Annotated in this window: 18 protein-coding genes and 1 tRNA gene; 5 read left to right on the forward strand and 14 right to left on the reverse strand. The window is 55.0% G+C overall.

Features of this window, described 5'->3' with window-relative positions:
* Positions 1-34 precede the first annotated feature (34 nt).
* The 5 genes from Q0O33_RS00645 to Q0O33_RS00665 all read right to left on the reverse strand — a co-directional run bounded on the left by Q0O33_RS00645 (position 35) and on the right by Q0O33_RS00665 (position 8597).
* Complete coding sequence (locus Q0O33_RS00645; RefSeq protein WP_295494668.1) at positions 35-2230, reverse strand: 3-hydroxyacyl-CoA dehydrogenase NAD-binding domain-containing protein; 2196 nt, start codon at positions 2228-2230, stop codon at positions 35-37.
* Between the two features lie 14 nt (positions 2231-2244).
* On the reverse strand, positions 2245-3459 hold the full coding sequence (locus tag Q0O33_RS00650; protein ID WP_295494669.1) for an acetyl-CoA C-acetyltransferase: 1215 nt from the start codon (positions 3457-3459) through the stop codon (positions 2245-2247).
* 9 nt (positions 3460-3468) lie between these two features.
* Entirely contained in the window at positions 3469-4620 is a 1152-nt protein-coding gene (locus Q0O33_RS00655; protein WP_295494670.1) for a CaiB/BaiF CoA-transferase family protein, read from the reverse strand.
* Between the two features lie 214 nt (positions 4621-4834).
* Positions 4835-5962, reverse strand: a complete 1128-nt coding sequence (gene prfB / locus Q0O33_RS00660; RefSeq protein ID WP_295494672.1) for a peptide chain release factor 2 — start codon at positions 5960-5962, stop codon at positions 4835-4837.
* Positions 5963-6080: 118 nt separating this feature from the next.
* Positions 6081-8597, reverse strand: coding sequence for a transglycosylase domain-containing protein (locus Q0O33_RS00665; RefSeq protein ID WP_295494675.1), 2517 nt, complete (start codon positions 8595-8597; stop codon positions 6081-6083).
* A gap of 654 nt (positions 8598-9251) precedes the next feature.
* Between Q0O33_RS00665 and Q0O33_RS00670 the strand changes: the two genes are divergently transcribed.
* The 3 genes from Q0O33_RS00670 to Q0O33_RS00680 all read left to right on the forward strand — a co-directional run bounded on the left by Q0O33_RS00670 (position 9252) and on the right by Q0O33_RS00680 (position 14213).
* Positions 9252-11870 carry a ribonuclease E/G gene (locus tag Q0O33_RS00670; RefSeq protein ID WP_295494678.1) on the forward strand — a complete coding sequence of 873 codons (2619 nt, stop codon included), beginning with the start codon at positions 9252-9254 and terminating at the stop codon, positions 11868-11870.
* Positions 11871-11980: 110 nt separating this feature from the next.
* Positions 11981-13348 (forward strand): M48 family metalloprotease, encoded by a 1368-nt coding sequence (locus tag Q0O33_RS00675; RefSeq protein ID WP_295494680.1) that lies wholly within the window; start codon positions 11981-11983, stop codon positions 13346-13348.
* 40 nt (positions 13349-13388) lie between these two features.
* Positions 13389-14213: a DsbA family protein gene (locus tag Q0O33_RS00680; RefSeq protein WP_295494683.1), complete on the forward strand. Its 825-nt coding sequence runs from the start codon at positions 13389-13391 to the stop codon at positions 14211-14213.
* On the opposite strand, the gene Q0O33_RS00685 is transcribed toward Q0O33_RS00680, so the two are convergent.
* Together Q0O33_RS00685 and Q0O33_RS00690 are read right to left on the reverse strand one after the other, a co-directional pair.
* Positions 14214-14900 carry an RlmE family RNA methyltransferase gene (locus Q0O33_RS00685; RefSeq protein WP_295494686.1) on the reverse strand — a complete coding sequence of 229 codons (687 nt, stop codon included), beginning with the start codon at positions 14898-14900 and terminating at the stop codon, positions 14214-14216. It lies immediately after the preceding gene.
* A gap of 3 nt (positions 14901-14903) precedes the next feature.
* The gene (locus Q0O33_RS00690) at positions 14904-16088 is read right to left on the reverse strand and encodes a Ppx/GppA phosphatase family protein (RefSeq protein ID WP_295494689.1); all 1185 of its coding nucleotides are present in this window, start codon (positions 16086-16088) and stop codon (positions 14904-14906) included.
* Positions 16089-16263: 175 nt separating this feature from the next.
* Between Q0O33_RS00690 and Q0O33_RS00695 the strand changes: the two genes are divergently transcribed.
* Positions 16264-16337 (forward strand) — tRNA-Gln (locus tag Q0O33_RS00695).
* A gap of 61 nt (positions 16338-16398) precedes the next feature.
* Here Q0O33_RS00695 and Q0O33_RS00700 read toward each other — a convergent pair.
* The 3 genes from Q0O33_RS00700 to Q0O33_RS00710 are packed head-to-tail and all read right to left on the reverse strand — an operon-like array spanning position 16399 to position 19620.
* Complete coding sequence (locus tag Q0O33_RS00700) at positions 16399-17649, reverse strand: ABC transporter permease (RefSeq protein WP_295494692.1); 1251 nt, start codon at positions 17647-17649, stop codon at positions 16399-16401.
* Entirely contained in the window at positions 17646-18359 is a 714-nt protein-coding gene (locus tag Q0O33_RS00705) for an ABC transporter ATP-binding protein (protein WP_295494695.1), read from the reverse strand. Before Q0O33_RS00705 ends, Q0O33_RS00700 begins: the two co-directional genes overlap by 4 nt.
* Entirely contained in the window at positions 18340-19620 is a 1281-nt protein-coding gene (locus tag Q0O33_RS00710; protein WP_295494698.1) for an efflux RND transporter periplasmic adaptor subunit, read from the reverse strand. Before Q0O33_RS00710 ends, Q0O33_RS00705 begins: the two co-directional genes overlap by 20 nt.
* Before the next feature lie 246 nt (positions 19621-19866).
* Between Q0O33_RS00710 and Q0O33_RS00715 the strand changes: the two genes are divergently transcribed.
* Positions 19867-20619: a ferredoxin--NADP reductase gene (locus Q0O33_RS00715; RefSeq protein WP_295494701.1), complete on the forward strand. Its 753-nt coding sequence runs from the start codon at positions 19867-19869 to the stop codon at positions 20617-20619.
* Between the two features lie 5 nt (positions 20620-20624).
* Here Q0O33_RS00715 and Q0O33_RS00720 read toward each other — a convergent pair whose 3' ends face one another.
* The 4 genes from Q0O33_RS00720 to Q0O33_RS00735 all read right to left on the reverse strand — a co-directional run bounded on the left by Q0O33_RS00720 (position 20625) and on the right by Q0O33_RS00735 (position 24549).
* Positions 20625-21707: an aldose epimerase family protein gene (locus Q0O33_RS00720; RefSeq protein ID WP_366048045.1), complete on the reverse strand. Its 1083-nt coding sequence runs from the start codon at positions 21705-21707 to the stop codon at positions 20625-20627.
* Positions 21708-21805: 98 nt separating this feature from the next.
* The gene (locus tag Q0O33_RS00725) at positions 21806-22522 is read right to left on the reverse strand and encodes a hypothetical protein (RefSeq protein WP_295494704.1); all 717 of its coding nucleotides are present in this window, start codon (positions 22520-22522) and stop codon (positions 21806-21808) included.
* 30 nt (positions 22523-22552) lie between these two features.
* Entirely contained in the window at positions 22553-23761 is a 1209-nt protein-coding gene (locus tag Q0O33_RS00730; RefSeq protein ID WP_295494707.1) for a toxic anion resistance protein, read from the reverse strand.
* 83 nt (positions 23762-23844) lie between these two features.
* The gene (locus tag Q0O33_RS00735; protein WP_295494709.1) at positions 23845-24549 is read right to left on the reverse strand and encodes an arylesterase; all 705 of its coding nucleotides are present in this window, start codon (positions 24547-24549) and stop codon (positions 23845-23847) included.
* Positions 24550-24571 lie beyond the last annotated feature (22 nt).

The following is a 24571-nucleotide window of genomic DNA, read 5'->3' on the forward strand; positions in this document are numbered from 1 at the left end:
GGAGGTCGCCCTTTTTGTATCTGTCGTTCCGGCTTTATGCGGCGGCTTTATACAAAGTCTCCCCCTTCTCCGCCATTTCGCGGAAACTTTTGGGCGGTGCGAAACGGTGGCCAAAACGTTGCGCCAAATTATCCGCAGTGCGGACGAAGTTTTCCAGTCCTACTGTGTCGATATAGCTCATTGGACCGCCGGTATAAGGGGCAAAGCCCCAACCAAAGATCGCGCCCAAATCGGCGCTTTGCGGATCCTTAACAACATCTTCTTCAAAGCACTGCGCCGTTGCAATCAGTTGGATATACAACAAACGCTGCTTCACCTCTTCGACCGACGGCTGTTCCTCGGCGAGCGGATAATGCTCGGCCATGCCCTGCCACAGGCTCAGGCGCTCGCCCTTGGCATCATAATCGTAGAAACCCGAACCAAAACGGCGGCCCTTGCGGCCAAGTTTGACCACCATCAACTCCATAAAATCTTCGGTGCCGCTTGGCTGATACGCGTCACCCAATTCCTTCTTGGTCGACTGCATGACATCATAGCCCAGTTGCAACGTGGTTTCGTCCAGCAAAGCTAGCGGGCCGATCGGCATACCAAGCGCCTTGGCCGCATTTTCGATCAAAGCGGGCTTCACGCCCTCCGTAACCAGCTTCATCGCCTCACCCATATAAGGCGGGAACACGCGGTTGGTGAAAAATCCTCGCACATCCTTAACGACAATCGGCGTTTTCTTGATTTTGGCGTTGTAATCAAACGCCGCCGCCAAGGCACGATCACCCGTCAATGCGCCGGGGATAATCTCAAGCAACGGCATCTTTTCAACCGGTGAAAAGAAATGCAGTCCAACGAACAATTCCGGCCGCGACGAATTTTTGGCGAGGCCAGTGATCGGCAATGTCGACGTGTTGGACGCGAATACGACATCAGGACCGATGACGGCTTCGGCTTTCTTGATAACATCCGCCTTCACATCGGGGCGTTCAAAAACGGCTTCGATGATGAGGTCAACGTCTTTCAAATCGTCATAATTATCGGTCGGCGTAATACGCGCCATGAAGGCGTCACCTGCTTCTTTGGTCATCTTGCCACGGCTAACGGCCTTGTCGATGATCTTACGGCTGTAATCGACGGCCTTGTTGGCGTCTTCCAAGCTACGATCGAGGACAACCACATCCATGCCGCCCTTGACGGTGACATGTGTGATGCCCGAACCCATCAGTCCACCACCTAAAACGCCAACCTTCTTTATCTCCACTGGAGGCACTCCTGCGGGACGTCCCGCGCCCTTCTCGGCGGCCTGCTTGTTGATGAACAAGGTGCGGATCATGTTTTTGGCTTGGCTACCCGAAAGCAGTTTGGTGAAATATTTCGATTCCACACGCAGCGCGGTGTCGAATGGCAGGATCGAGCCTTCATACAAGCAGGACAAAATCGCCTTTATGGCATCGAAATTGCCTTTGCTTTCCTTGTGCGCCATGGCGTTAAGGCCAACAAATAACTGCACGGCGCGCGGGTCCATTGCCCCTGCCCCACCCGGGAATTTGAAATCCTTCTTATCCCAAGGTGCTGTGACCTTCGGATTGGCTTTCACCCATGCCTTTGCATTGGCAATCAGGTCGGCCGCTGGCACGACTTCGTGGACTAGGCCTTGTGCCTTTGCCGTCGCCGGATCGAGCGACTTGCCTTGAATGATCATCATCGCTGCGTTTTGCAGACCGATAAGGCGCGGCGTCCGCTGTGTGCCGCCGCCGCCGGGCAGCAAGCCCACCATGACTTCGGGCATGCCAAGCTGAATTTTCGGATGGTCGACAACGATGCGGTAATGGCACGCCAAAGCCAGCTCAAGTCCGCCGCCCAAGGCAAGTCCATTCAGCGCGCAAGCCACTGGCTTAGCCGACGCTTTGCCGGAACTCAGGTCCTTGGCCGACTGACCGCCCGTTTCCATTTTGCGTAACAATGCGTTCAACGCAAATGCTTGGTCAAAAGCTTCTTTTGTGCTGTTAGCCTTCGCGCCGCCTAGCATCGTAAGGTCAGCACCGGCCAAGAAACCGGATTTTTTGCCCGAGGTAATGACCGCGCCTTTAACGGCGTCATTGGTCGTGAAATCTTCAACCCATTTGGCAAATTCTTCAATCAATGCGCCATTCCATACATTCATAGAGGCTTCGGGTAGATCGATGGTCAAAAGTGCAATGCCATCGGCGTCGATATCGACGGAGAAAGTTTTATATGTCATGTTTTCTGTCCCGATCAATTCACGCGTTCAATGATGGTTGCGGTGCCCATGCCCGCGCCGATGCACAGGGTGGTAAGCGCAGTCGACTTGCCGGACCGCTCCAGCTCATCCAATACCGTCCCAAGGATCATCGCACCCGTTGCACCTAAAGGATGGCCCATGGCGATTGCGCCACCGTTTACATTGATATCTGAATGGTCGATCTTCATCGCTTCCATGAAACGCAGGACAACCGAAGCGAAGGCTTCGTTCAATTCCCACACGTCAATGTCGCCTTTGTCCATGCCTGCACGCGCCAGCGCCTTCTGCGCAGCAAATTCGGGGCCTGTCAGCATGATTGCAGGCTCAGAACCTATGGACGCCATCGAAACGATCCGCGCCCGCGCCTTTAGGCCATATTTTTCGCCTGCTTCCTTCGTCCCAATCAGCACGGCAGCAGAACCATCGACAATACCAGAGCTATTGCCAGCATGATGGACATGATTGATCTTTTCGACGTCGGGATAACGCATGATAGCAATGTCATCAAAGCCAGGCATCATCGTGCCCATCATTTGGAATGCAGGGGCCAACGCACCCAAGGACTGCATATCGGTTTGCGGACGCATCAACTCGTCATGGTCAAGCACAACCTCACCGATAACGTCTTTGATGGGCAGGATGGAGCGCGCAAAGCGCTTCTCAGCCCATGCACGGCCAGCGCGCTTCTGGCTTTCAACGGCATATGCGTCGACATCGTCGCGGCTGTAACCATATCTGGTGGCAATAAGATCGGCAGAAATGCCTTGCGGAATGAAGTAATTGGCAATCGCTGAACGCGGGTCGATTGGCCATGCGCCGCCGTCTGAACCCATGGGCACGCGGCTCATCGATTCAATACCGCCGCCAACCGCAAGATCGCACTCGCCGGATTTCACCTTAGCCGCAGCGATGTTCGACGCTTCAAGGCCAGAACCGCAGAAACGGTTTACCTGAATCCCCGAAGTTGTGTGCGGATAGCCCGCAGCGAGAACTGCAGTGCGTGTAATGACGGCGCCTTGTTCCCCAACGGGCGAAACGCAACCAAAGGCCACATCCTCAATTTCTTCCCCCGACAGGCCATTGCGGTCGCGGATCGCGGCCAAGACCTGCGCTGCCAGATCGATCGGCGTAATTTCATGCAGTGCACCATCAGGGCGCCCCTTGCCGCGGGGGCTACGCACCGCATCATATATGTAAGCTTCAGTCATCGTCTTTTCCTAATTTGTGACCACGGCGCCCGCCGCGATCAGTTGGGAGATTTCATGTTCACCGAGGCCAGCCTCGGTCAATATATCGGCATAATCGCCGCCTTTTGTTGCAACATCGAAATGGGTAGCCAATGGCTGCGTTGCAAGTCTTGGCGCAACTTGCGGATGCACCCAACGGCCATCCTGCACAAAGGCCTGCCGCGCGGCGTTTGCGGGATGGGATGGGGCTTCGACATAATCCAGCACGGGCGTAACACATGCGTCGGTTCCGGCAAAAATCGCTTCCCATTCGTCGCGCGTTTTGGTCGCGAACACATCTTCTAGTAATTCGTGCTGCATCGCCCAAGCCGTGCGGTCATGCTGACCGCCATATAAATCCTCGTCTACGGGCAAACGCTCCATCATCGCCGCGAAAAACTGCGGTTCAATGCAGCCAACGGCCATAAACTTACCGTCAGACGTCAAATAACAACGGTAGAATGGCATCGCCCCGTCGAGCAAATTTGCCTCACGCTGCGTGCGCCATTGGCCAAGCCCGGCCATGCCATGGACAAAACTCATCAGGCTGTTGGTGCCATCGACAATCGCCGCATCCACTATATTGCCTTTACCGGTCCTTGCACGTTCAACCAAAGCCGCAAGAATACCATTGACTAGAAACATCGACCCGCCGCCAAAATCGCCAATCATGTTGAGCGACGGGACGGGCGGCTGCCCTTCCTTGCCGATCGCGTTCAAAACACCAGTCATACCAATATAATTAATGTCATGCCCGGCCATTTGGTTCCACGGACCCGTTTGGCCCCAGCCAGTCATCCGGCCATAGATAAGACCTGGATTAACCGCCTGACAAACATCGGGACCAACCCCCATCCGTTCCGTCACACCCGGCCGCAGTCCCTCAATCAAGACATCAGCCGATGCAACCAACTTCAACAATGCGGTAACCGCTTCAGGTTTCTTCAAATCAAGGATTATTGATTTTTTACCACGTGCATCAATCCCCTTGGGAACGATCGAACCGCCGGGCCTGTCGATAACAATAACATCCGCACCCATGTCCGCCAGCAACTGGCCAGCATAAGGTCCAGGCCCAATACCAGCAAGTTCGACAATCTTTATGCCGCTTAGCGGACCGGATTTGGGGGGAGAATCGGTCATGAATTGGTTTCCGTTACTATAGGCGCTTAATCGCCTGATTAAGCCCAACCTTTTAAGGTGCCCACGCACTTGACGCAAGCGTCAACTAGGTTTTTTGGCTTGAAGTGACTGTCGGGTGGTGCACACAGGCTTCGGGGTATCATCGCCCTACTGCTTGGCAGGCAGCGCAGCTTCGCCAAGGGATTAAGGACCGGTTTGACGGCCAGACCGAAAACTAATCCACGTCCTCAACCGCAACCGCCTCACCTGTTACCCGCTGTGCGAGGGCTGCGGCGATGAAATTGTCGAGGTCGCCATCGAGCACGTCGCTGGGTGTTGGGGACGTGACGCCGGTGCGCAGGTCTTTAACCATTTGGTAAGGCTGCAGCACATAAGAGCGGATCTGGTGGCCCCAACCGATTTCGGTCTTGGCCGCATATTCGCCGCTTGCGACCTCTTCGCGTTTGCGCAGTTCGGCTTCGTATAGTCGCGCCTTGAGCATACCCATAGCGGTGGCGCGGTTTTTATGCTGACTGCGGTCATTCTGGCTAGCAACGACAATGCCTGACGGCTTGTGCGTGATGCGGACGGCCGAGTCCGTGGTGTTAACGTGCTGCCCGCCAGCGCCAGACGCGCGGTAGGTGTCGATCTTCAAATCGCCTTCGTTGATTTCAATGTCGATATTGTCGTCGATGACCGGATACACCCAGACGCTTGAAAAGCTGGTATGCCGCTTTGCCGCGCTGTCATAAGGCGAAATGCGGACCAGACGGTGGACGCCGCTCTCGGTCTTGGCATAGCCATAAGCATTCTCGCCCTTCACCAGCAATGTCGCGGATTTTATGCCTGCTTGATCACCTGCCTGATAATCAACCATCTCAACCTTATATCCACGCTGCTCGGCCCAGCGATAATACATGCGTTGCAGCATTTCAGCCCAATCCTGGCTTTCGGTGCCGCCAGCGCCCGCGTGAATTTCAATGAAGGTATCGTTGCCGTCTGCCTCGCCGGACAGTAAGGCAGAAACCTTGTCGCGATCAGCTTTATCAGCCAATGTTTTCAATGCAGCAGCGCCTTCGTCGCCCAACTCGGAATCGCCTTCCATCTCGGCAAGCTCGATTAACTCAACCGTGCCCGTCTTATCGGCATCAATTTCGCGCACGGTAGCAATAGCCGCATCCAAGCGGCGGCGTTCGCGCATGACTTCTTCGGCGGCTTTCGGATTATCCCACAAGGTCGGATCCTCAACCTTGGCGTTCAGTTCATCCAAGCGACGCAAAGCGCGATCCCAGTCAAGCGACATCTTGACGAGGTTGAGGGCGGCATCAATGCGGGCAACATAGCCTTCTGCGTCGGCGCGCATAAGAAACTCCAAGGGAATGAAAAGGTCAGCCGCGGCCTTTAGCGGATTGGACGCTCAAGTCAAAGGCAGCGATGACCAGAGTTATCCGCCGCATCACAATATCTACCTGGCAGTAAACCTAATAAATTCCGCCTTCTTGCTGGATAAACTCCTGGTCGCGCTTTGTACCAATGCTTGCGCTTGGGGCATTGGCTGCACCGGCAGCGCCTTCAGACTGTGTTTCGGCCGCTTTCTTAGGCTTGTCGTCCCGCGTGGCCAGTTCTTCCTGACGGATAGATCGCTTTGGCTCCGTCTCCGCCTTGAACGCCTCCCAGATCACGGCGCTTAGCGGGTCATCACTCGGCCAAGCACCATAGACGCGCTTGCCACTCCTGCGATCCACACGGACAAGCCGTGTTCCGGCAGGTGCAATGAATGGTGTCTTAGGCATATCGGCCATTGCTGTGCGTGCGAACTGTTTGAAAATAGGCGCGGCAAGTGAGCTTCCCTGTGCATAGCCACCCATATTACGTGGTTGGTCAAAGCCCAGATAGAGGCCAGCAACCAAATGTGGCGATCCACCAATGAACCATACATTTGTTGGGCCGGTGGTTGTTCCGGTTTTGCCAAACAACGGCCGGTCAAGTTCGCGCAAGGTGACGGCGGTGCCGCGTTGAATCACACCTTCCAACATATGCACGACTTGATACGCCGTGATGGGGTCCATGACTTGCTTGCCCGTGGGTGTGAAGCGCGGCATTGGCCTGCCATTCCAATCGGACGCGCGGCAACCAGTGCAGGGTTTCCACTTGGCTGGCCAAATGACCTTGCCTTTGCGATTTTGCGCAAAATCAATGAATGTCGGTTTCAATTCACGTCCGTGATTGACCAGCATCGAGTAAGCGTTGACCATCTTCAACACTGTCGTATCGCCTGCACCCAGCGCGTAGGAAAGATATTCAGGGTAATCGCCAATCGACATGTCACGCAAAGTGTCCGTCACATTGTCCATGCCCGATTCAGCCGCCGCCCGCACCGTCATCAGGTTGCGTGATTGTTCAAGGCCCCAACGCATGGTTTGCGGCCCCGCCCCGCCACCTGTGAAATTGCGAAAGCATTTTTGGCCTAAGTTCGCACCTTGCCAGACGCAATATGGACCATCGACGATAATCGACGTGGGCGTCATTCCATTGTCGAGAGCAGTTGCGTAGACAAAAGGTTTAATTGTTGAACCGGGCTGCCGCTGTGCCTGTGTCGCGCGGTTGAAGCTGGATATACGATTGTCGAAACCACCTTGCACCGCGAGCACACGACCGTTGAAAGGATTTTGGACAACCATGCCACCGCCAACCTCTGGCACGCTGCGGACAACAAAGCTGTTCATACCATTAGGCGCAACCGCGATCACGTCGCCTGCCTTCAACGCAGTTGGGGCACCATCAAGACGCGCGGTCGAACCATCGGCAAATCCAACGCGTCCCTTGCCCAGCGCAACGCCAGCACGCCAATTGGCATAATCGATACCAATATTGGTCGACGCAAAGCGGGATGGCCATTTGTCATCGGTGACGTCAATTGTACCCAAATTGGCTTTCCAAGCCTTACCCGCATTGTAGCGCAGCAAGCCGTCACGCAACGCCTTGGTCGCCGCAAGTTGATGTTCGGGATGCATGGATGACCGAACCCACAGACCGCCCGAATACACGCTGTATGGACCCGCTTCGTCCGTTTCGCCAAATTTTTCTATAAGCTGTCGACGCACTTCTTCTGCAAAATAACCGCCAACATTCTTATAACCGGTGCCGCGTTGCTTCACCAAGCCAAGCGGTTGGGCACGCGCGGTCGCAAGCTGCGCATCAGTGATCCATCCGTTAGCGCGCATTTCGCCAAGCACCCAATTACGACGGGACATGGCGAGATTAGCATTTTTGGCGCGCCCATAACGCTCCGGCGCCTTTGGCAAGATGGCCAGAAAGGCCATTTCGTGGAGCAAAAGCTTATCGATACTTTTTCCAAAATAGGCCTGCGCCGCGGCCTCAACCCCGAACGACTGGCGCCCAAGCGCAATTTCATTGAGGTAGAGCGACAAAATCTGAGGTTTGGTAAGCGCGCTTTCGATGCGCTTGGCCAAGATCGCTTCTTTAACCTTGCGGGTGTAACTATATTCGTTGGTCAATAGGAGGTTTTTCGCGACCTGTTGCGTGATGGTCGAGGCACCACGCGACCGCTTGTCGCTGAAAATATTATCAAAAATGGCTGACACGATACCGGGATAATCAATCCCACCATGGCTGAAAAACGTTTTGTCTTCGGCCGCGAGATAGGCATGCACCAAGGTTTTCGGAAAATCGGCATATTCCAATTGGACGCGACGTTCCCGGGCGTAACTGTGAAAAGGCTCTCCATTGATATCGCGCACCACGGTTGGCAGCGGTGATTCATATTCGATCAGCGCCTCTGCATCGGGGAGATTACGGGCGAACAACGCCCAGAATAGAAGGAACAGAACGAACAGCACACCCGCGGCGTAAGTGGCCAAACGAATGCGCTTGTTTTGCCACCATCCCTGCCAGCGGGTCACAAAATTTTCGGCGTCGCGTTTCAGCCGGTAACTGATCGTTGTCGGCACTTCGGCAGGTGGGGGCTGGATATCCATTGCGGGCCCTATCTAGCCGATTTGCCGGACAGGTCCAGAATGTAAATCAGCAAATGGTCTCTAATTTGGCCACACGCCGGTTTAACGTGACGCAATCCGCTATGCGAAATGGACTTGAATGGCATGGAACAACGTCCGTGCGATCTTGCACTGTCCTTTGGCTAACGACAGCACGCGCAGACCCGCTGCATTGGCTGAGATAAGCCGCATCTTGCAGCAAATCATTGTTTACAAGAACCTGTCCCAGCCAACCAAAATTGTAAAAATGACAATCCACGGGTCGTAATAACAGGCTAAATCGCGGGATGCTCTTGCCGATAACATGTGGGAGTGCTACCTATTAAGTACAGGGAATTCTGACGAATGCCCCGAAAGTCCGCCGTTCGGTGTTTACGCTCGGCATTTTAACAGGTTGACGCTACATGAGGCATGATATTTCCACCAACGCCGCCCGCTCTGGGCATGGCGCATGGTTTGGAAATCAAGCGCGCGCGATACACGCCCGCCATGCACAAGCAGCAGACGCATTTTTAACATTTCCACCATATCGCTTTGCCGACAAGAACGCTGTGCGTCCGATCCGGCAACGTATCAACAATGAAGCGAGCGGCCTTCGGCTAACAATCGGCTGCCGTGCTCGCTGGAGTAAATTACATGACAACGCGTATGCTTATCGACGCGCGTCACCGGGAAGAAACCCGGGTCGCAGTCGTAACAGGAAACCAGATTGAGGAATTTGATTTTGAATCAGCCGAGCATAAGCAGCTCAAAGGCAACATCTACCTCGCAAAAGTAACCAGGGTCGAACCATCGTTACAGGCGGCTTTCGTCGACTATGGTGGCAACCGTCACGGATTTTTGGCGTTTGCCGAAATTCATCCGGATTATTACCAAATCCCTCGGGAAGATCGCGACCGGTTGTTGGCCGAAGAAGCCGAAGCTGCTGCTGAAGAAGCCGCACTGCGTGAGCAGGAAGAAGAAGAGAGCGACGAGCCTTCTGATATCATGCAAGGTTTTTCGGAACGTGACGACGACATAACGGATCTTATTGAGGTCGATAGCGACGACAGCATCGATACCATCGACATAACGGAGGGTGAGGAACCCGACCTTGGTGGTAACGGGGACGATCTCGACGAGAACGAACGTGGCGACCAGCAGGGCGAAAATGGCCGCAACAACCGTCGCCGTCGTGGTCGCGGTGGTCGAAATGGCGAAGGTCGCGCACCTAAGGCAAGCGATGAAGTGCGCGCTAAGCGTATGAACTTGCGCCGCCGTTATAAGATTCAGGACGTCATTCATCGTCGTCAAGTTTTGCTCGTTCAAGTTGTTAAGGAAGAACGCGGCAACAAGGGTGCTGCGCTCACCACATATTTGAGCCTGGCGGGTCGTTATTGCGTCTTGATGCCAAACACGTCGCATGGCGGCGGTATCAGCCGTAAAATCCACAGCGCAGCCGACCGTAAGCGTTTGAAGACGATCATTTCTGATCTCACTTTGCCATCAACCATGGGTTGCATCATCCGTACCGCCGGGCTTGCCCGGACGAAGCCTGAAATCAAGCGCGATTTTGATTATCTGGCGCGCCTGTGGGACGAAATCCGTGAGCGCACACTACGCGGTGCTGCACCCATGCTGATCCACACTGACAGCGACCTTATCAAACGTGCTATCCGCGATATCTACAATAAAGATATTGACGAGGTGTTCGTTGAGGGACCCGACGGGTACAAGGCCGCCAAGGACTTCATGAAGTTGCTTATGCCAAGCCATGCCAAGCGTGTGCAGCATTATGCCGATCCAGTGCCATTGTTCCAACGCTATCATGTCGAAGATCAGTTGAACGCGATGTATCAGCCGATCGTTCAATTGAAATCCGGAGGCTACATCGTCATCAACCCGACTGAGGCCTTGGTTTCGATCGACATCAACTCAGGCCGTTCGACCAAGGAACATGGTATTGAACAAACCGCGCTTTCCACCAATTTGGAAGCTGCGCGCGAGATTGCTCGTCAGTTGCGCCTGCGCGATATGGCTGGCCTTGTGGTCATCGACTTCATCGATATGGAGCATCATTCGAACGCCCGCAAAGTCGAGCGCGCGATGAAAGAAGCATTGAAGCATGATCGCGCCCGCATTCAGGTCGGTCGTATTTCCAGCTTTGGCCTGATGGAAATGAGCCGTCAGCGTCTGCGCACCGGCGTACTGGAGGCATCGACCCGCGAATGTCCGCATTGTGAAGGCACTGGCCTCGTCCGCACCGCATCGTCGGCGGCATTGTCCGCACTGCGCCTCATCGAGGACGAGGCTGCAAAGGGTCAAGGCAACCAGATCGTTTTGCAAGCAAGCCAAGAGGCAACTATTTATTGCCTCAACAACAAGCGTGCCGAATTGGCAGCGATCGAAGAACGCTATCATGTCCGCGTCCTGATAGTGCCGAATGGCGAGACCGAGGGTGCAAAGCTTGCTGTTTCCAGTTCCGGCCCGCGTCCAGAGCGTCCTGCGGAACTACCGCCGATTATCGACCTCGACGATGACGACATTGAAGACGACATCGAAGATTTCGACGACGAGGCTGAGGCACTCGAGGAAACCGCTCGTGAACCACGTCGCGCCCGCGAAGAGCGTCCACGCGAAGAGGGTGAAGGCGGAGAAGGCCGTAAACGCAAGCGTCGGCGCGGCCGCCGTGGTGGCAAGGGCCGCGACCGTGATGGCCGTCTTGAAGGCGAAGATGCTGTTGCAGGCGGAAATGAGAGTTCGGCAGAGCGCTCGGAAGATAATGACATAGCTCAAGCCCCTGAAGCTGATTCGGACACTAAGCCAAAGGCACGCCGTGGACGTCGCGGTGGCCGAGGTCGCGACCGTCAGGAGACTGGTGTTGACGCCATTGTTGATACGTCAACACCTGTCGAAGCCGAAACGTCTGCAGACCCAGAAGCTGCGCAAGAAGCCGATGCCAAGCCAAAGCGCCGTAGCCGCGCCAAGCCAAAGGCCGACGCGGTTGCTGATACAGCTACAGACGCGCCTGCAGAGGCTGCGGCGGAGCCCGCTGCAAAGGTAAAGGCCCCAGCCAAGCCACGCGCCAAGACAAAGGCAACACCGGCGGTTGCTGAAGTCCCGGCCAAAGAAGCAGTCGAAGCACCAAAGACCAAAGCCCCACGCAAAAAAGCAGCTGCAAAAGATACTGCGAAAGATGTAGCATCCACGCAAGTGGACAGTGCCCCTGAAGACGGCACGCCCCGCACAGGTTGGTGGCAACGCACCTTTGGTTAAGTAGCGATTTGAATTACGTTAATATAGCCCCGCCCGTCCCTGACTGGTGGGGCTTCTTTTTGTCTCATTTCTTCATTGCGCGTTCATGCAGTTCGGGCCATTCAACAGAAATGGGTATTTTCACGCTTCGCGACGTACGGACAATATTTGTCCTGTTTCTTGCCGTTCTGGTGTCCGTGCGCCCCGTCATGGCGCAGTCGATTTTACGCGATGCGGAGACCGAAGCCTTTTTCGAAGAGATTTCCGCGCCTTTGATTGAGGCGGCTGGACTTGATCCCAAAAATGTTGAGATAATCCTTATCAACGACAAATCGATCAACGCCTTTGTCGCCGGAGGGCAAGCAGTTTACATCCACAGTGGCTTAATCGACGCCGCCACAACCGCAAATGAAGTCCAAGGCGTGATTGCGCACGAGCTAGGTCATGTTGTCGGAGGCCATGTCGTGCGTTTCGACGAGGGCGTTTCAGCCGCCAGCGGTATTAGCATCGCAAGCCTCATTCTCGCAGCAGCAGCCATTGCGGCAGGCGCTGGCGAGGCCGGCATGGGCATATTGTCCGCTGGTCAGCAGGCCGCGATGGGCAAGTTTTTGGCCTACAGCCGCGGGCAAGAAGGGACAGCCGATGCGTCAGGTGCGAAATATTTGTCAAAGGCAGGGATATCAGGCCGCGGTTCAATAAGCTTCTTCAAAAAGCTGCAGAATTTTGAATTCCGCCTCGGCATCCCGCAAGAGGATAGCTACGGCCGCACACACCCATTATCCGGTGAGCGTATTGCGATTCTGGAGGACACATATTCAGCAGACCCTTCGTGGAACGCGCCGCTCAACCCCAAATGGGAAAGTGATTTCAAGCGCGTCAAAGCAAAGTTAACTGGCTATCTCGCTGACCCAACGGCGACGATGCGGGATTATCCTGAGACCGACACATCGGTGTCTGGCCGCTATGCGCGCGCTTATGCGTGGCACAAGTCGGCTTATCCGCAAAAAGCGCTGGATGAATCATCCGCCCTTGTCGCCTCAGCACCCGAAGATCCCTATTTCCTCGAACTGCATGGGCAGATTTTGTTGGAATCGGGGCGCCCTACCGATGCGGTTGCACCATTGCGTAAAGCCGTAAACCTGACTGGTAACCAACCATTAATCGCGGCAATCTTCGGACATGCATTGATCGCTACAGAAGACAAAACGCAACTTGATGAAGCGGCGCAGGTGTTAAAAGCTGCCGTTACCAAAGATAACCAAAACCCGTTTGCTTGGTATCAGCTTGGCGTCGTCTATGCACAAAAAGGCGACACGGCGCGCGCCGCACTCGCCAGCGCGGAACGTTATATGATGGAAGGCGCACCACAATTCGCGTTGCCCAATGCGCAAACCGCAATGGCTGGGCTGCCCGAATTTTCACCGGATTGGATCCGCGCGCAGGATATCAATATGGTAGCCGAGGCACAGCTTGCACAGTTGAAGAAGCGCCGCCGCTAAAAAGCTGGCAGAATATGTATGGCGCAGCTAATCAGCATCCATGAATGAACAAGCGCCAACTCGCCGGATTATCATCGCAGCCATCATTACAGGATTAGCGATCTTAATTGCCTTGGCGGCCTATATCTTTTGGCCAAGTGTCGCCACGGTTCACCCTTCTGATGCTGCACCTGTCGCTGAAGACGCTGCAAAATCGGCCGACGAGGCTGTTGCTGCTGCCGGCATGTCGCCTGCTGACCGCAAGGCGACGGAGGCATTGGTGAAAGCCTATATCCTGGAAAATCCAGAAATCATTACCGACGCCGTCGCCATTTTGCAGCAACGCGAAGTCGCACAACGCCTATCTGCAGCAGGAGATGACATCACCAAGCCCTTCCCCGGAGCCGAAGCGGGCAACCCTCAGGGCGACGTGACGATCGTCGAATTCACCGACTATAATTGCGGATTTTGTCGGGCAAGCGTGCCCGATGTCCAGCGCTTGTTGAGAAGCGATGGCAACATCAGGTTGGTCTATCGCGAATTGCCGATACTCAGCCAATCTAGCCGCGACGCAGCCTTATGGGCGCTTGCGGCTGCGCGCCAAGGCAAGCACAAGGCATTTCATGATGCATTGTTCGCCGGTGGCCGCGCTGATGAAGCAAATATCGTTGCCGCAGCGCGCACCGCAGGGCTGGATTTAGCCGCCGCGCGGACCTTCGCGGCCTCACCGCAAGCAAACCAGGAGATTGAGCGTAACTTGGCCTTTATGCAGCAAATCGGCTTCAACGGCACGCCGACATTCATTATCGGTGATCAGATATTGGAAGGCGCCTTGGGCTACGAGGCGCTGAAGCGCGCCGTCGAAAAGGCACGCCAAAAGGGCTGATTAGCCCTTTTTACCTTGTGCAATCACATACCATTCAACCGAACCCTTGCGGCTTGCCGGCGGCTTTGCGTGTTTGACCGTCGTGAAGTTCGTCTTCAGGATGCTCAGCATTGCTGGATCCGTACCGCCTGCAAACACCTTCGCGACAAAATCACCGCCTGGCACAAGGACCTTGATCGCAAAATCCACAGCGGCTTCCACTAGGCCCATCGTGCGCAAATGGTCGGTCTGCTTATGGCCGACGGTATTGGCCGCCATATCTGACAAGATCAGGTCCGGTGCGCTGCCCAGTTCGGCGATCAACCGGTCGGGCGCGCTGTCATGCATGAAGTCCATTTCGAGCAGGACAACCCCCTCAAGCGGATCTACGGGCAATAGATCAATACCGACAATGGCTGCCTTTGGTTGCTGCCGGCGCACCACCTGCGCCCATCCGCCGGGTGCAACGCCCAAATCCACGACCGCCTTTTTGCCACGCAAAATATTGAATTTTTCGTCCAGCTCGACCAGCTTATACGCTGCACGGCTACGGTAGCCTTCGCCATGCGCGCGCTTCACATATGGGTCATTCAGTTGCCGTTCCAGCCAACGCGTCGACCCCGCCGTCCGCCGCTTGGCTGTTTTGACCTTTTGTTTACCAGCCAGTGTCCGACCGGAATTTTTACCACCAAAAAGATTATCTGCCATGTCTCAATCCCGCCGATTGCGGCGCTTGGCATCGCTGGCCATCAGCGCACGCAATATACCTTCGCGAATGCCGCGATCTGCCACGCCCAGCCGTTCCCCGGGCCATATGTCAAAAATGGATTCCAATATCGCACAACCGGCCACTACCAAATCGGCTCGCTCTTGGCCAATCGTCGGAAATTCCGCGCGTCCGGCAATGTTGCGATGCGCCAGTTCACGGCTGATATCGCGCATAGCAGAGGTTGGCAGATGTAAACCATCCACCGCACGCCGGTCATAGCTGTTAAGCTTCAAATAGACGCTGGCGAGCGTTGTGACGGTTCCCGACGTCCCCAACAGACGTCGATCGCCAACGTCTTCGGGTAAGCGGGCTGCAAAGTCGGCAAAACTAGCCATGACTTTGTCGCGCATGGATTGGTAGATTGCTCTTAACTGTTCCGGACCGTCGCCCTCCGTACGTTCGCTTTCCGTAAGCGAGACGACGCCCCAAGGCACGCTCACCCAATCAAGAATTTCAGGAATGGCATTGCTGGTAGACACAAGAACCAGTTCGGTTGAGCCACCACCGATATCAAAAATCAGCGCGGGTCCTACGCCCTCTTCCAACAGTGCGAAGCAGCCCATTACTGCCAGCCGCGCCTCTTCCTTTGGGCTGATTATGTCGAGGTGGATGCCCGTCTCACGTTTAACCCGTTCGATAAACTGCACCCCGTTCACGGCCTGACGGCAGGCCTCAGTGGCAACAGATCGGGCCAGCACCACGTTGCGTTTTCTGAGCTTTTCCGCACAAACGGCCAGTGCTTCAACCGCACGGTCCATGGCCTCATCGCTCATGCGGCCCGTGGCAGTCATCCCTTCACCCAGACGGACAACACGCGAAAACGCGTCCACGACCGTAAAATCGTCGCCGCCAGCCCGCGCGATCAGCAACCGGCAATTGTTGGTGCCAAGGTCAAGCGCCGCATAGGCGGTTCGTTCAAACCAATTTCGGCGCAACGCAGCCTTGTCGCCCTGTGGCCCGCTGTTGCTAGCCGACGTTGAATTCTTCGGAGTGTCAGGACGCACTGCGCCCTCGACCGAAGCCTGCTGCAACATTGCAGCCTTGGGTGCCGCATTCTTGCGACGGGACGAATTTCTACGTTTTCGTCCACGTCCTTTTTGCGGCGATGGTGCGACATTTTCGCCCATGGCCGATAACTCACTTCTTATTATCTATCCGGTCGAATGTGCCGCCGGTGCCTGAAGAGGACGCTACGCGCAGAGCGACAAAGTTTCAAGATTTTTGAACGCCCCCTCGGTAGCGCCATGATTCAGCGGGTTGACCGGCCATGGCCTCAGGCATATACGCTCGGACACACCCTGCTCCCCGGTCGTCTAACGGTAAGACTACGGACTCTGACTCCGTCTATTGAGGTTCGAATCCTTACCGGGGAACCAAGCTTCAGCGCGTGGCCGCAACTCTTCCTTAGAACGTACCCGATCAGGGTCTCGCCGCCCGCTATTCGCTTCTCAACGCTTCAATAGGGGAGAGCCGCGATGCGCGGATAGCGGGATAGCCCCCGAATACTAGGCCGATAATAGCGGAAAAAGCGACCGCCATGATCGCCGTATCAAAGCCAATTGGCGCAGGGAATTCGGCGATGCGCTCAAAAATAGAGGCGGCCAATATGGCCAGCGACAGTCCAATGGCACCGCCGATTACGCACAAAACAGCCGCCTCCACCAGAAATTGGTTGCGAATGTCGCTCCGCTTTGCGCCCAATGCCATGCGAAGCCCAATTTCACGGGTGCGCTCTGTCACACTGACCAGCATGATGTTCATGATGCCGATCCCCCCGACCAGCAGCGAAATCGATGCAATGGCGACAAGCACCGCCTGAAAAATTTGCGTTACTTCGCCGGTGGTTTCAGCAATTTCTGTCGTCGTGCGTACGGTGAACGGGTTAATTTTGCCTTTTGCTACGCGGTACCGATCGCGCAACAAACGCTCTATTTCCTTTTGCCCCGTAAGCAGCGAATCTTCATCTTCAAACCCGACTAAGATCAACGTTACATCGTCGGGCCCTTGCGTAGCTGTGGTCAACAAACGTTGGCGCAACGTCGTTATCGGAACGACGATTTGGTCGTCATTATCGTTGCCCAAATTGCTGCCCTTGCTTTCCAGAAGACCGATGACGGTGAACGGAACCCGGTTAATGCGAATAGTTTCACCAACCGGACTTGTTTCCGGGAACAATTTGCTGGCCACGGTTTCGCCGATTACGGCGACCCGCGCCGCCGAACCAACATCGCTCTGTGTCAGAAATCGGCCCTCGGATGCCGTGATGTTAGAAACTGCGCCATATGCAGGGGTCGCACCAGTCGCCTGCGTCGTTGCACTTCGTCCTGGCGTCACAATCTGTACGCTGCTTCGGATTTGCGGCGCCACCGCGCTCACACCGGAAACCTCTCGCAGGATTGCGTCACCGTCGCGCTCGGTCAATCTGCCGCGATCGGTAGATCGTGGGGGACCGCTGCCGCTGTCGGGTTGCGGCACCACGATGGCCATGTTCGACCCCAAAGTCGCAATTTGCTGCGACACCGAAACCTGCGCGCCATTACCAACGGCCACAGCAAGTATAACGGAAAAGACACCAATCATGACGCCTAAAGTGGTCAGGATTGAGCGCATCAAATTGGTACGCAGCGCCGTCAGCGCAATCGCTACATTCACGCCCCACCCAGCAAGCGACGCAAGCAAGTCTTTCATTCCGCACTGGCCCTGCGGCGAGACTTAACCCCCGCGTCCTCAATCACCTGCCCGTCGCGAAAGACAATCCGCCGCGCGGCATATTCGGCGATATCGGGTTCGTGGGTGACAAGCACAACCGTAATGCCGTCGTCATTCAACTTCTGGAAAATACCCATAATGTCCAAGGATGTTTGGGTGTCCAGCGCGCCCGTTGGTTCGTCGGCCAGCAGCATAAGCGGGTCCGTCACCAATGCCCGCGCAATGGCCACACGCTGTTGCTGGCCGCCCGAAAGCTTCGCGGGCGTGTTCTGTAGACGATTGGCAAGGCCCATGGCCTCCAGCCTGTCCTGCGCGCGCGCGCGCCGCTCGGTATAGCCAACCCCCGCATAGATCAACGGCACTGCGACATTATCGAGCGCGCTGGTCCGCGCGAGCAGATTAAACTGCTGAAATACGAAACCGATCTTGCGGTTGCGTATTTCGGCCAGCGCATCGCTATCCAGAGATTTGGTATCAATCCCGTCCAACAACAACGTGCCTGATGTGGGAATATCAAGGCAACCAATCATATTCATAAACGTCGATTTGCCAGATCCACTTGCCCCCATAATCGCGACAAATTCACCGCGCGAAATAGACAGCGACACATTATTAACCGCGTGGACAATTTCGCCGCCAATCGCATAATCCTTGACCAGATTATGCGTTTCAAGAAGCGGCGTTGTCATCTTCATCCGCGCTTTCGTCCGTCTCTTTCTTTGGCTTCAGCGACTTTGTGCGCACCAGCACCTTATCACCCTTTTTCAGGCCAGAAACGACCTCGGTATAATCCTCGCCCTGCAAGCCCGTCCGGATAACGCGCCGTTCGGGTCGATAGGGATCAGACCCGACCACATATACTTTGGGCAGGGTCTTGCCCTTTTTTGTGGTGTCCGACGCTGGCTTTTCTGCCGCGGGCTGTGGTCGATCAGCCAAGCGCGGACGAAACCGCATCGCGTTGGTTGGAACCCGCGTAACATTGGTCCGGACATCCGTAATGATTTCGACATTAGCCGTCATGCCCGGCAACAGCTTTCCGTTCACATTGTCGACATCGATAATCACAAGATAGCTGACGACATTCTGCGCCTCGACTGGCGCTTGTCGCACTTGCCGGACCTTGGCTTTGAAGACATCATCGGGATAGCTATCGACGGTGAAGCTGACCAGCTGACCTTCGCGAATTTGCCCAATATCCGCTTCATCGACCGATGCCTCGACCTGCATCTTCGTTGTATCTGCGGCAATTTCGAAAAGGTTCGGCGTTTGAAAACTTGCAGCAACCGTTGTGCCGGGCTCAACCAATTTGTTGATGATGACCCCGCTCGCTGGCGCGACAATCACGGTCCTCTTAAGGTCTAGTGTCGCCGACGACAGCTCGGCATTGCCCTGCCGGATCTGTGCGCCGCCGCTTTGCGTTTGCGCCAAAGCAACCTGCACGGCGTTGCGCGCGCTGTTCAGCTTGCTTTGCGCAATATCAAGACCGGCCTTTGACACAAATCCGCGTTCCGCCAGTGCCTTTTGCCTATCAAAATCACGCTCTTGAATTTCCAACTCAGCCCGCGCACGCGCCACATTGGCGGCGGTCTGTTGCAGATTGGCCTGCGCCACGGCAACTTGCGCCTCAGACTGTTCGACCCGCGCACGCACCCGCGTCGGGTCAATCTCGGCCAACACTTGCCCCGCCTCTACGCGCGAATTGAAATCGACATAGACCTTGGTGATTTGTCCCGAAACTTCCGCGCCCACCTTGATGGTGTTCAGGGCGCGCACTTTTCCGCTGGCCGAAACCTTACGTATAACGTCGCCGCGCGTGACAGCCTCGCTGACATATTCATAATCAGGCGGCGTTGGACGAACGATCCGATACACAATAAAAAGCAGCACCAGCGCAATCAACACCGACCATCTCGGATGGCGTTTTGTCCATAAAATGAAGGTAGTTAGCATATTAGCCCGTCCGGTGCCTTTGGTTCGCCTGCTTTGTATCTTGCGTTATGGAAACTGGCTAGCGCTTATGTGGGGGCAATTCCGATGACAGTTGCGTTATCTTTGGAATATCTGTCAGAGAGGCCTTTCTGCGACCTTTTACCCGCCATGCCGCAAAAACAAGGCTGGCTTTTGACGATAAAAGAAATGTCCCTATTGTAAATTGCTCGATTGCCGTCAAAGAGCCCCTGAAACATGGAGTGAATAATGGCATTTTCGACTGTTAAGGTTTTGACCACGCATCATTGGAACGAGGGACTATTTTCCTTTTCCGTGTCACGGCCGGCCTCATTTCGCTTTGTGAGCGGTCAATTCGTTATGATTGGTCTCATGGTCAATGATAAGCCATTGATGCGCGCTTACTCCATGGCTTCGCCATTTTGGGATGAATCGCTTGAATTTTTAAGCATCATCGTTCCAGATGGTCCGCTCACCAGCCAGTTGTGCAAAATCCAGCCCGGCGACGAAATTCTTTTAGGCGCCAAACCAACCGGTACGCTCACGCTTGACGCGTTGCTGCCCGGCAAGCGGCTGCATTTGATTGGAACGGGAACGGGATTGGCCCCGTGGATGTCGATCATTCGCGATCCTGAAGCCTATGAGCGTTATGAAAAGATAACCGTGCAGCACACAGTCCGGCAGGTGGAGGATTTGGCGTTTCGCGATGCATTGGATTCGCAACTGACGGATGACCCCCTGGTTGCAGACGAAGCCAAGCAGAAGCTATTCTATGACGCATCCGTCACCAAATGTCCGACTTGGACCGGGGAAAATCGACGCATCACGCAGAGAATTGAAAGCGGCGATTATCCGCTCGACCCCGAATTTGACCGCGTCATGCTCTGCGGCAGCATGGCGATGATTAAGGAAACTGGGGCACTGTTGGAAAGCCTTGGCTTCACCGAAGGCGCACAATCGCAACCCGGCACTTATGTGCTGGAACGCGCCTTTGTCGGCTGACAACTTTAGTCACCAGTAGTGGTCCCGAACTGCCAAATGATACTATTTTCATAACGCTCCCCAGGGTTAAGCCCGACTGAGGGAAAGTCGTGTTGATTGGGGGCATCCGGAAACATCTGCGGTTCCAAAGCAATGGCATCGCCCATCTGATAGCGTTTGCCAGACTTGCCCGCGATGGAACCGTCAAAAAAATTGCCGGAGTAGAATTGCAGGCCGGGTTGTTTGGACAGCAATGTCATGGTCCGTCCAGAAATGGGGTCTTCCAACACCGCCAGCGGCCGTGGTTGTTGCGTAACGACCTCATCAATGACCCAATTATGGTCGTATCCATTCCCATGCCGCAATTGGGCATCAGCAACATCCCCGATATGCTTAGCGATTGGCTTCGCTATGCGAAAATCAAACGCGGTGTCCGCCACAGGGCGACGCTCGCCGGTCGGGATAAGTGTGGCATCTACGGGCAAATAATGGGCGGCATGGATCGTCAACAGATGGTCCATTGCGTCGTGGGCGCCGCCCTCCCCGCCCAAATTCCAATACGCATGGTTGGACAGATTAACGACAGTTGGCGCATCTTTGGTCGCTTGGTATCGCACTGATAGAGCGTTGTCCGCGTGCAATTGGTAGGTCGCCGTTACGGATAGGTTTCCGGGATAGCCTTGGTCTCCATCGGGGCTAATATGCGAAAGCGTGACCGACAGTGCCACCTCATCGCAGGCTATGACGGTCCAGTTGACCTTGTCAAATCCCACGTCGCCACCATGCAAGGAGTTGCCGGCATCATTGGCAGGAACCTGATATTCTTTGTCCTCCAACGTAAAGCGCCCACCCGATATGCGGTTGGCGATGCGCCCTACGGTAGAACCGAAATAATGCAGATGCGCCAGATAGGCGTCCAGCGTATCAAAGCCCGTTGTTACATCCGCAAACCGGCCTTGTGCATCGGGCACATAGACCGATTGTAGGACCGCGCCATAGCTGATGATGCGCACTCGCATGCCGTTTGCGTTGATGAGTGTAATCGCTTCAACGCTATCTCCGTTGGGGAGCGTCCCAAAATATTCTCTACTCAGTTTTGACCGCGTCAGAAGAGATTCCTTTCATCGAGGCGTTTTTACGCGTCACGAAAGCCCCTGATTTTGCGCCGCGCACCGCGTCTTTAGTTATGTGAAACCCGTTAGACGTTCTACCCCTGCACTTCGCTGTTATCGTAGCGCATTTCAAGGTAACGGCCACGCACCGCCAGCTTATCCAGCTCTCCACGCGAAATCTGTCCGGTCATGGTTTCAATTTCGCGATCTATGGTTTTCAACCCGTCCACAAGCTGCTGCGCGGGTGTTTTCCCCGCATGTTCTTTGTGTTTCAGGCTATCCGGAATTTTCTTATAACCGTTAATAAGTTCGGGCAGATGTTCGCCCACCAGCTTACGCACTTCGCGCGCTGCCGGATCGTTTTCATCCAATGTCTGCAATTGCGGCGCAAGCTGATCCAATCGCAAGCCGATATCCTGCATCAACGTTACCGCTGGCGCTGGCAGCGCCGGACGCTGCGCCTCCAACCAGATTTCGGTCTTGCCCGCCAAAGTCGCGAGATCCGTGACACGCAGGCTTTCGGTCGTAGGCATGGGCATTTCGGGATAGCGCATCAACACATACGCCGCCGCCGCGCCAACAATGCCGGTAATCATCACGCCCCAAAAACCGATGCCGTCTATAACCGCGCCAACAATGCCCGCGCCGATCAACACCAGCCCTATCGCGACCACAGCCTTACTCAGCTTGCCCCAAAAATGCGCACGGCGCAGCGCCTGCGATTTGGAACCAATGGGTTTCATCCGCACATTACGCAACGACCGCGCAGCCGCATTCAGGGTCTCGTTTGAGTTGGATGCTGGATTATTCACTGGCTTCCCTAAACTTTGTCAAACCAAGCATCACCCCTCCAAAGCCGCGAGCAGACCGCTGTCCTGGGTTTCCTTCATCGCCTGCGCCTGACCTTCGGCGCGGGCGATATAGCCCTTGGACTTTTCGACTTCTTTCTCAAGCGCGTCCGATGTCTGCTTCATGCTGTCCAGCGCCTTCAGCTTGAACGTATCGATAGCATCCATGGTGTCATAGATATTTTGGAACGCGCGGCTTAATGTTTCCAGTGGGATGGTCGATGCCGCGGCCTGTTCATGGATACGCCCCGTATTGTCGCGTAGCAATTTGCCAGTGCTGTCAATGATATTCGCCGTTGTGGTGTTCAACGACGTGATTTGGTCCAATACCAGTTTTTGGTTGGTCATGGCCTGTGCCACCGTGACGGCCGTCCGCAATGCCCCGACCGTCGTGGTCGATGCGCGGTCAACGCCCTTTACCAACTCGACATTATTCTTCTTCACAAGATCAAGCGCGAGATAACCCTGAACCGTCACAGCCATTTGGGTCAGCAAATCCTGAGTCCGTTGGCGCACATAGAATAATGCGCTTTCCTTTATCGCCCGCGACTTAGCAGGGTCGGATAGCTCCAATTCAGCCGCCTTTTCCTCTAGCTTTGTATCCAATTGTTTGGACATGACGATCATTTGTTCCAGCTTGCCCATGGCAACCCAGAGATTTTGACGTTCCACATCAATGGCAGCATTGTCCATCAACAGTTCGTCTTTGCCGTTGCCAAGCCGCCCGAGGATCGAACTGATATGCGTTTGCGAACTTTGATAGCTGTCGAAATAATTGCGTAATTTATTGCCAAAGGGGATGATGCCAAACAGTTTCTGCTTGGTCATCAGATTGCCTTTTTTGGAAGGATCCAAATCTTCGACAACGCGGCGCAATTCGGCTAAATCCGCCCCAACGCCGGACTCTGCGTCCATACGGCGGATGGGCTTGTCCAAGAAACGGTTCGACTGCGCCGATGCCTCCATAATTTCTTTGCGCCCCATGTTGGTCAGCTGGTCAACCCGCTTGCCGAATTCAGGGCTGTTGACGTCCTGCGCAATCAGGTCAGTGACATAAGCATCCACCCGCTGCACCAGCTTCGTTTGCTGTTCATCGGTCACGGGGACCAACCCCATTGCCTGTTGCGGTGTGACTGTTGGTACAGGATCCGGCGGTGTAAGCTTCAACTCTTGAACGGTCGTGGTTGCGGTTTCACTCGACATGGCCAAAAATCCCTCTGTCATTGATTACGAATTTAGATGGAACGCGTGCCCGACCATTTCAAGCACTTCCGTCCCCAACTGTATTATTTTTCTAATACAGCGTCATCTTGCTGCTTCAAAGCAGCTTCGACCAGCGGCGATAATCCTTCGACAACCCGCGACACGCCCTTGGCATTTGGATGGATATTGTCCGGCAGCATTAAGGCCGGATCCGTCACCACGCCGTCGAGGAAAAAGGGATATAATGACGCACCATATGCATCCGCCAGATCGGGAAAAATCCCGTTGAAAGATTTGACATAATCGGCACCTAAATTTGGCGCGGCCAACATGCCCGTCAGCACCACCGGAATGTCACGGCGTTTCAATTCGTCCATCATCGCGGTCAAATTGGCCTTGGTTTCCGTAGGCTTGATCCCGCGCAACATGTCATTGCCGCCAAGGCCAAGCACAACCAGATCAGGTTTTCGGTCCAGACTATCCAGCACGAAGGCCAGCCGAGCTTTTCCCGCCGCTGTGGTATCCCCCGACACGCCGGCATTGTGCACCCGGGCATTTATGCCCTCTGCCTGCAATGCCGCCTGCAATACCGGCGCCAGCCCTTCTTGTGGTGCAAGGCGATACCCAGCATAAAGGCTGTCGCCAAACGCAACGACTAATTGGTCATATTGCGTGACCTTTGCCATTTGCTGCGTTTCGGTCTTATTTTCGGCTACAGGATTAGACCCGCATCCCGACAACCCTTGGATTGCGACACATAACGCCCCATATACCCAAAAACTTCTCATAAGGATTTTTCCTTGCACGCTC

It is taken from the genome of Sphingorhabdus sp. EL138, from assembly GCF_945862485.1.
Classification (GTDB): Bacteria; Pseudomonadota; Alphaproteobacteria; order Sphingomonadales; family Sphingomonadaceae; genus Sphingorhabdus_B.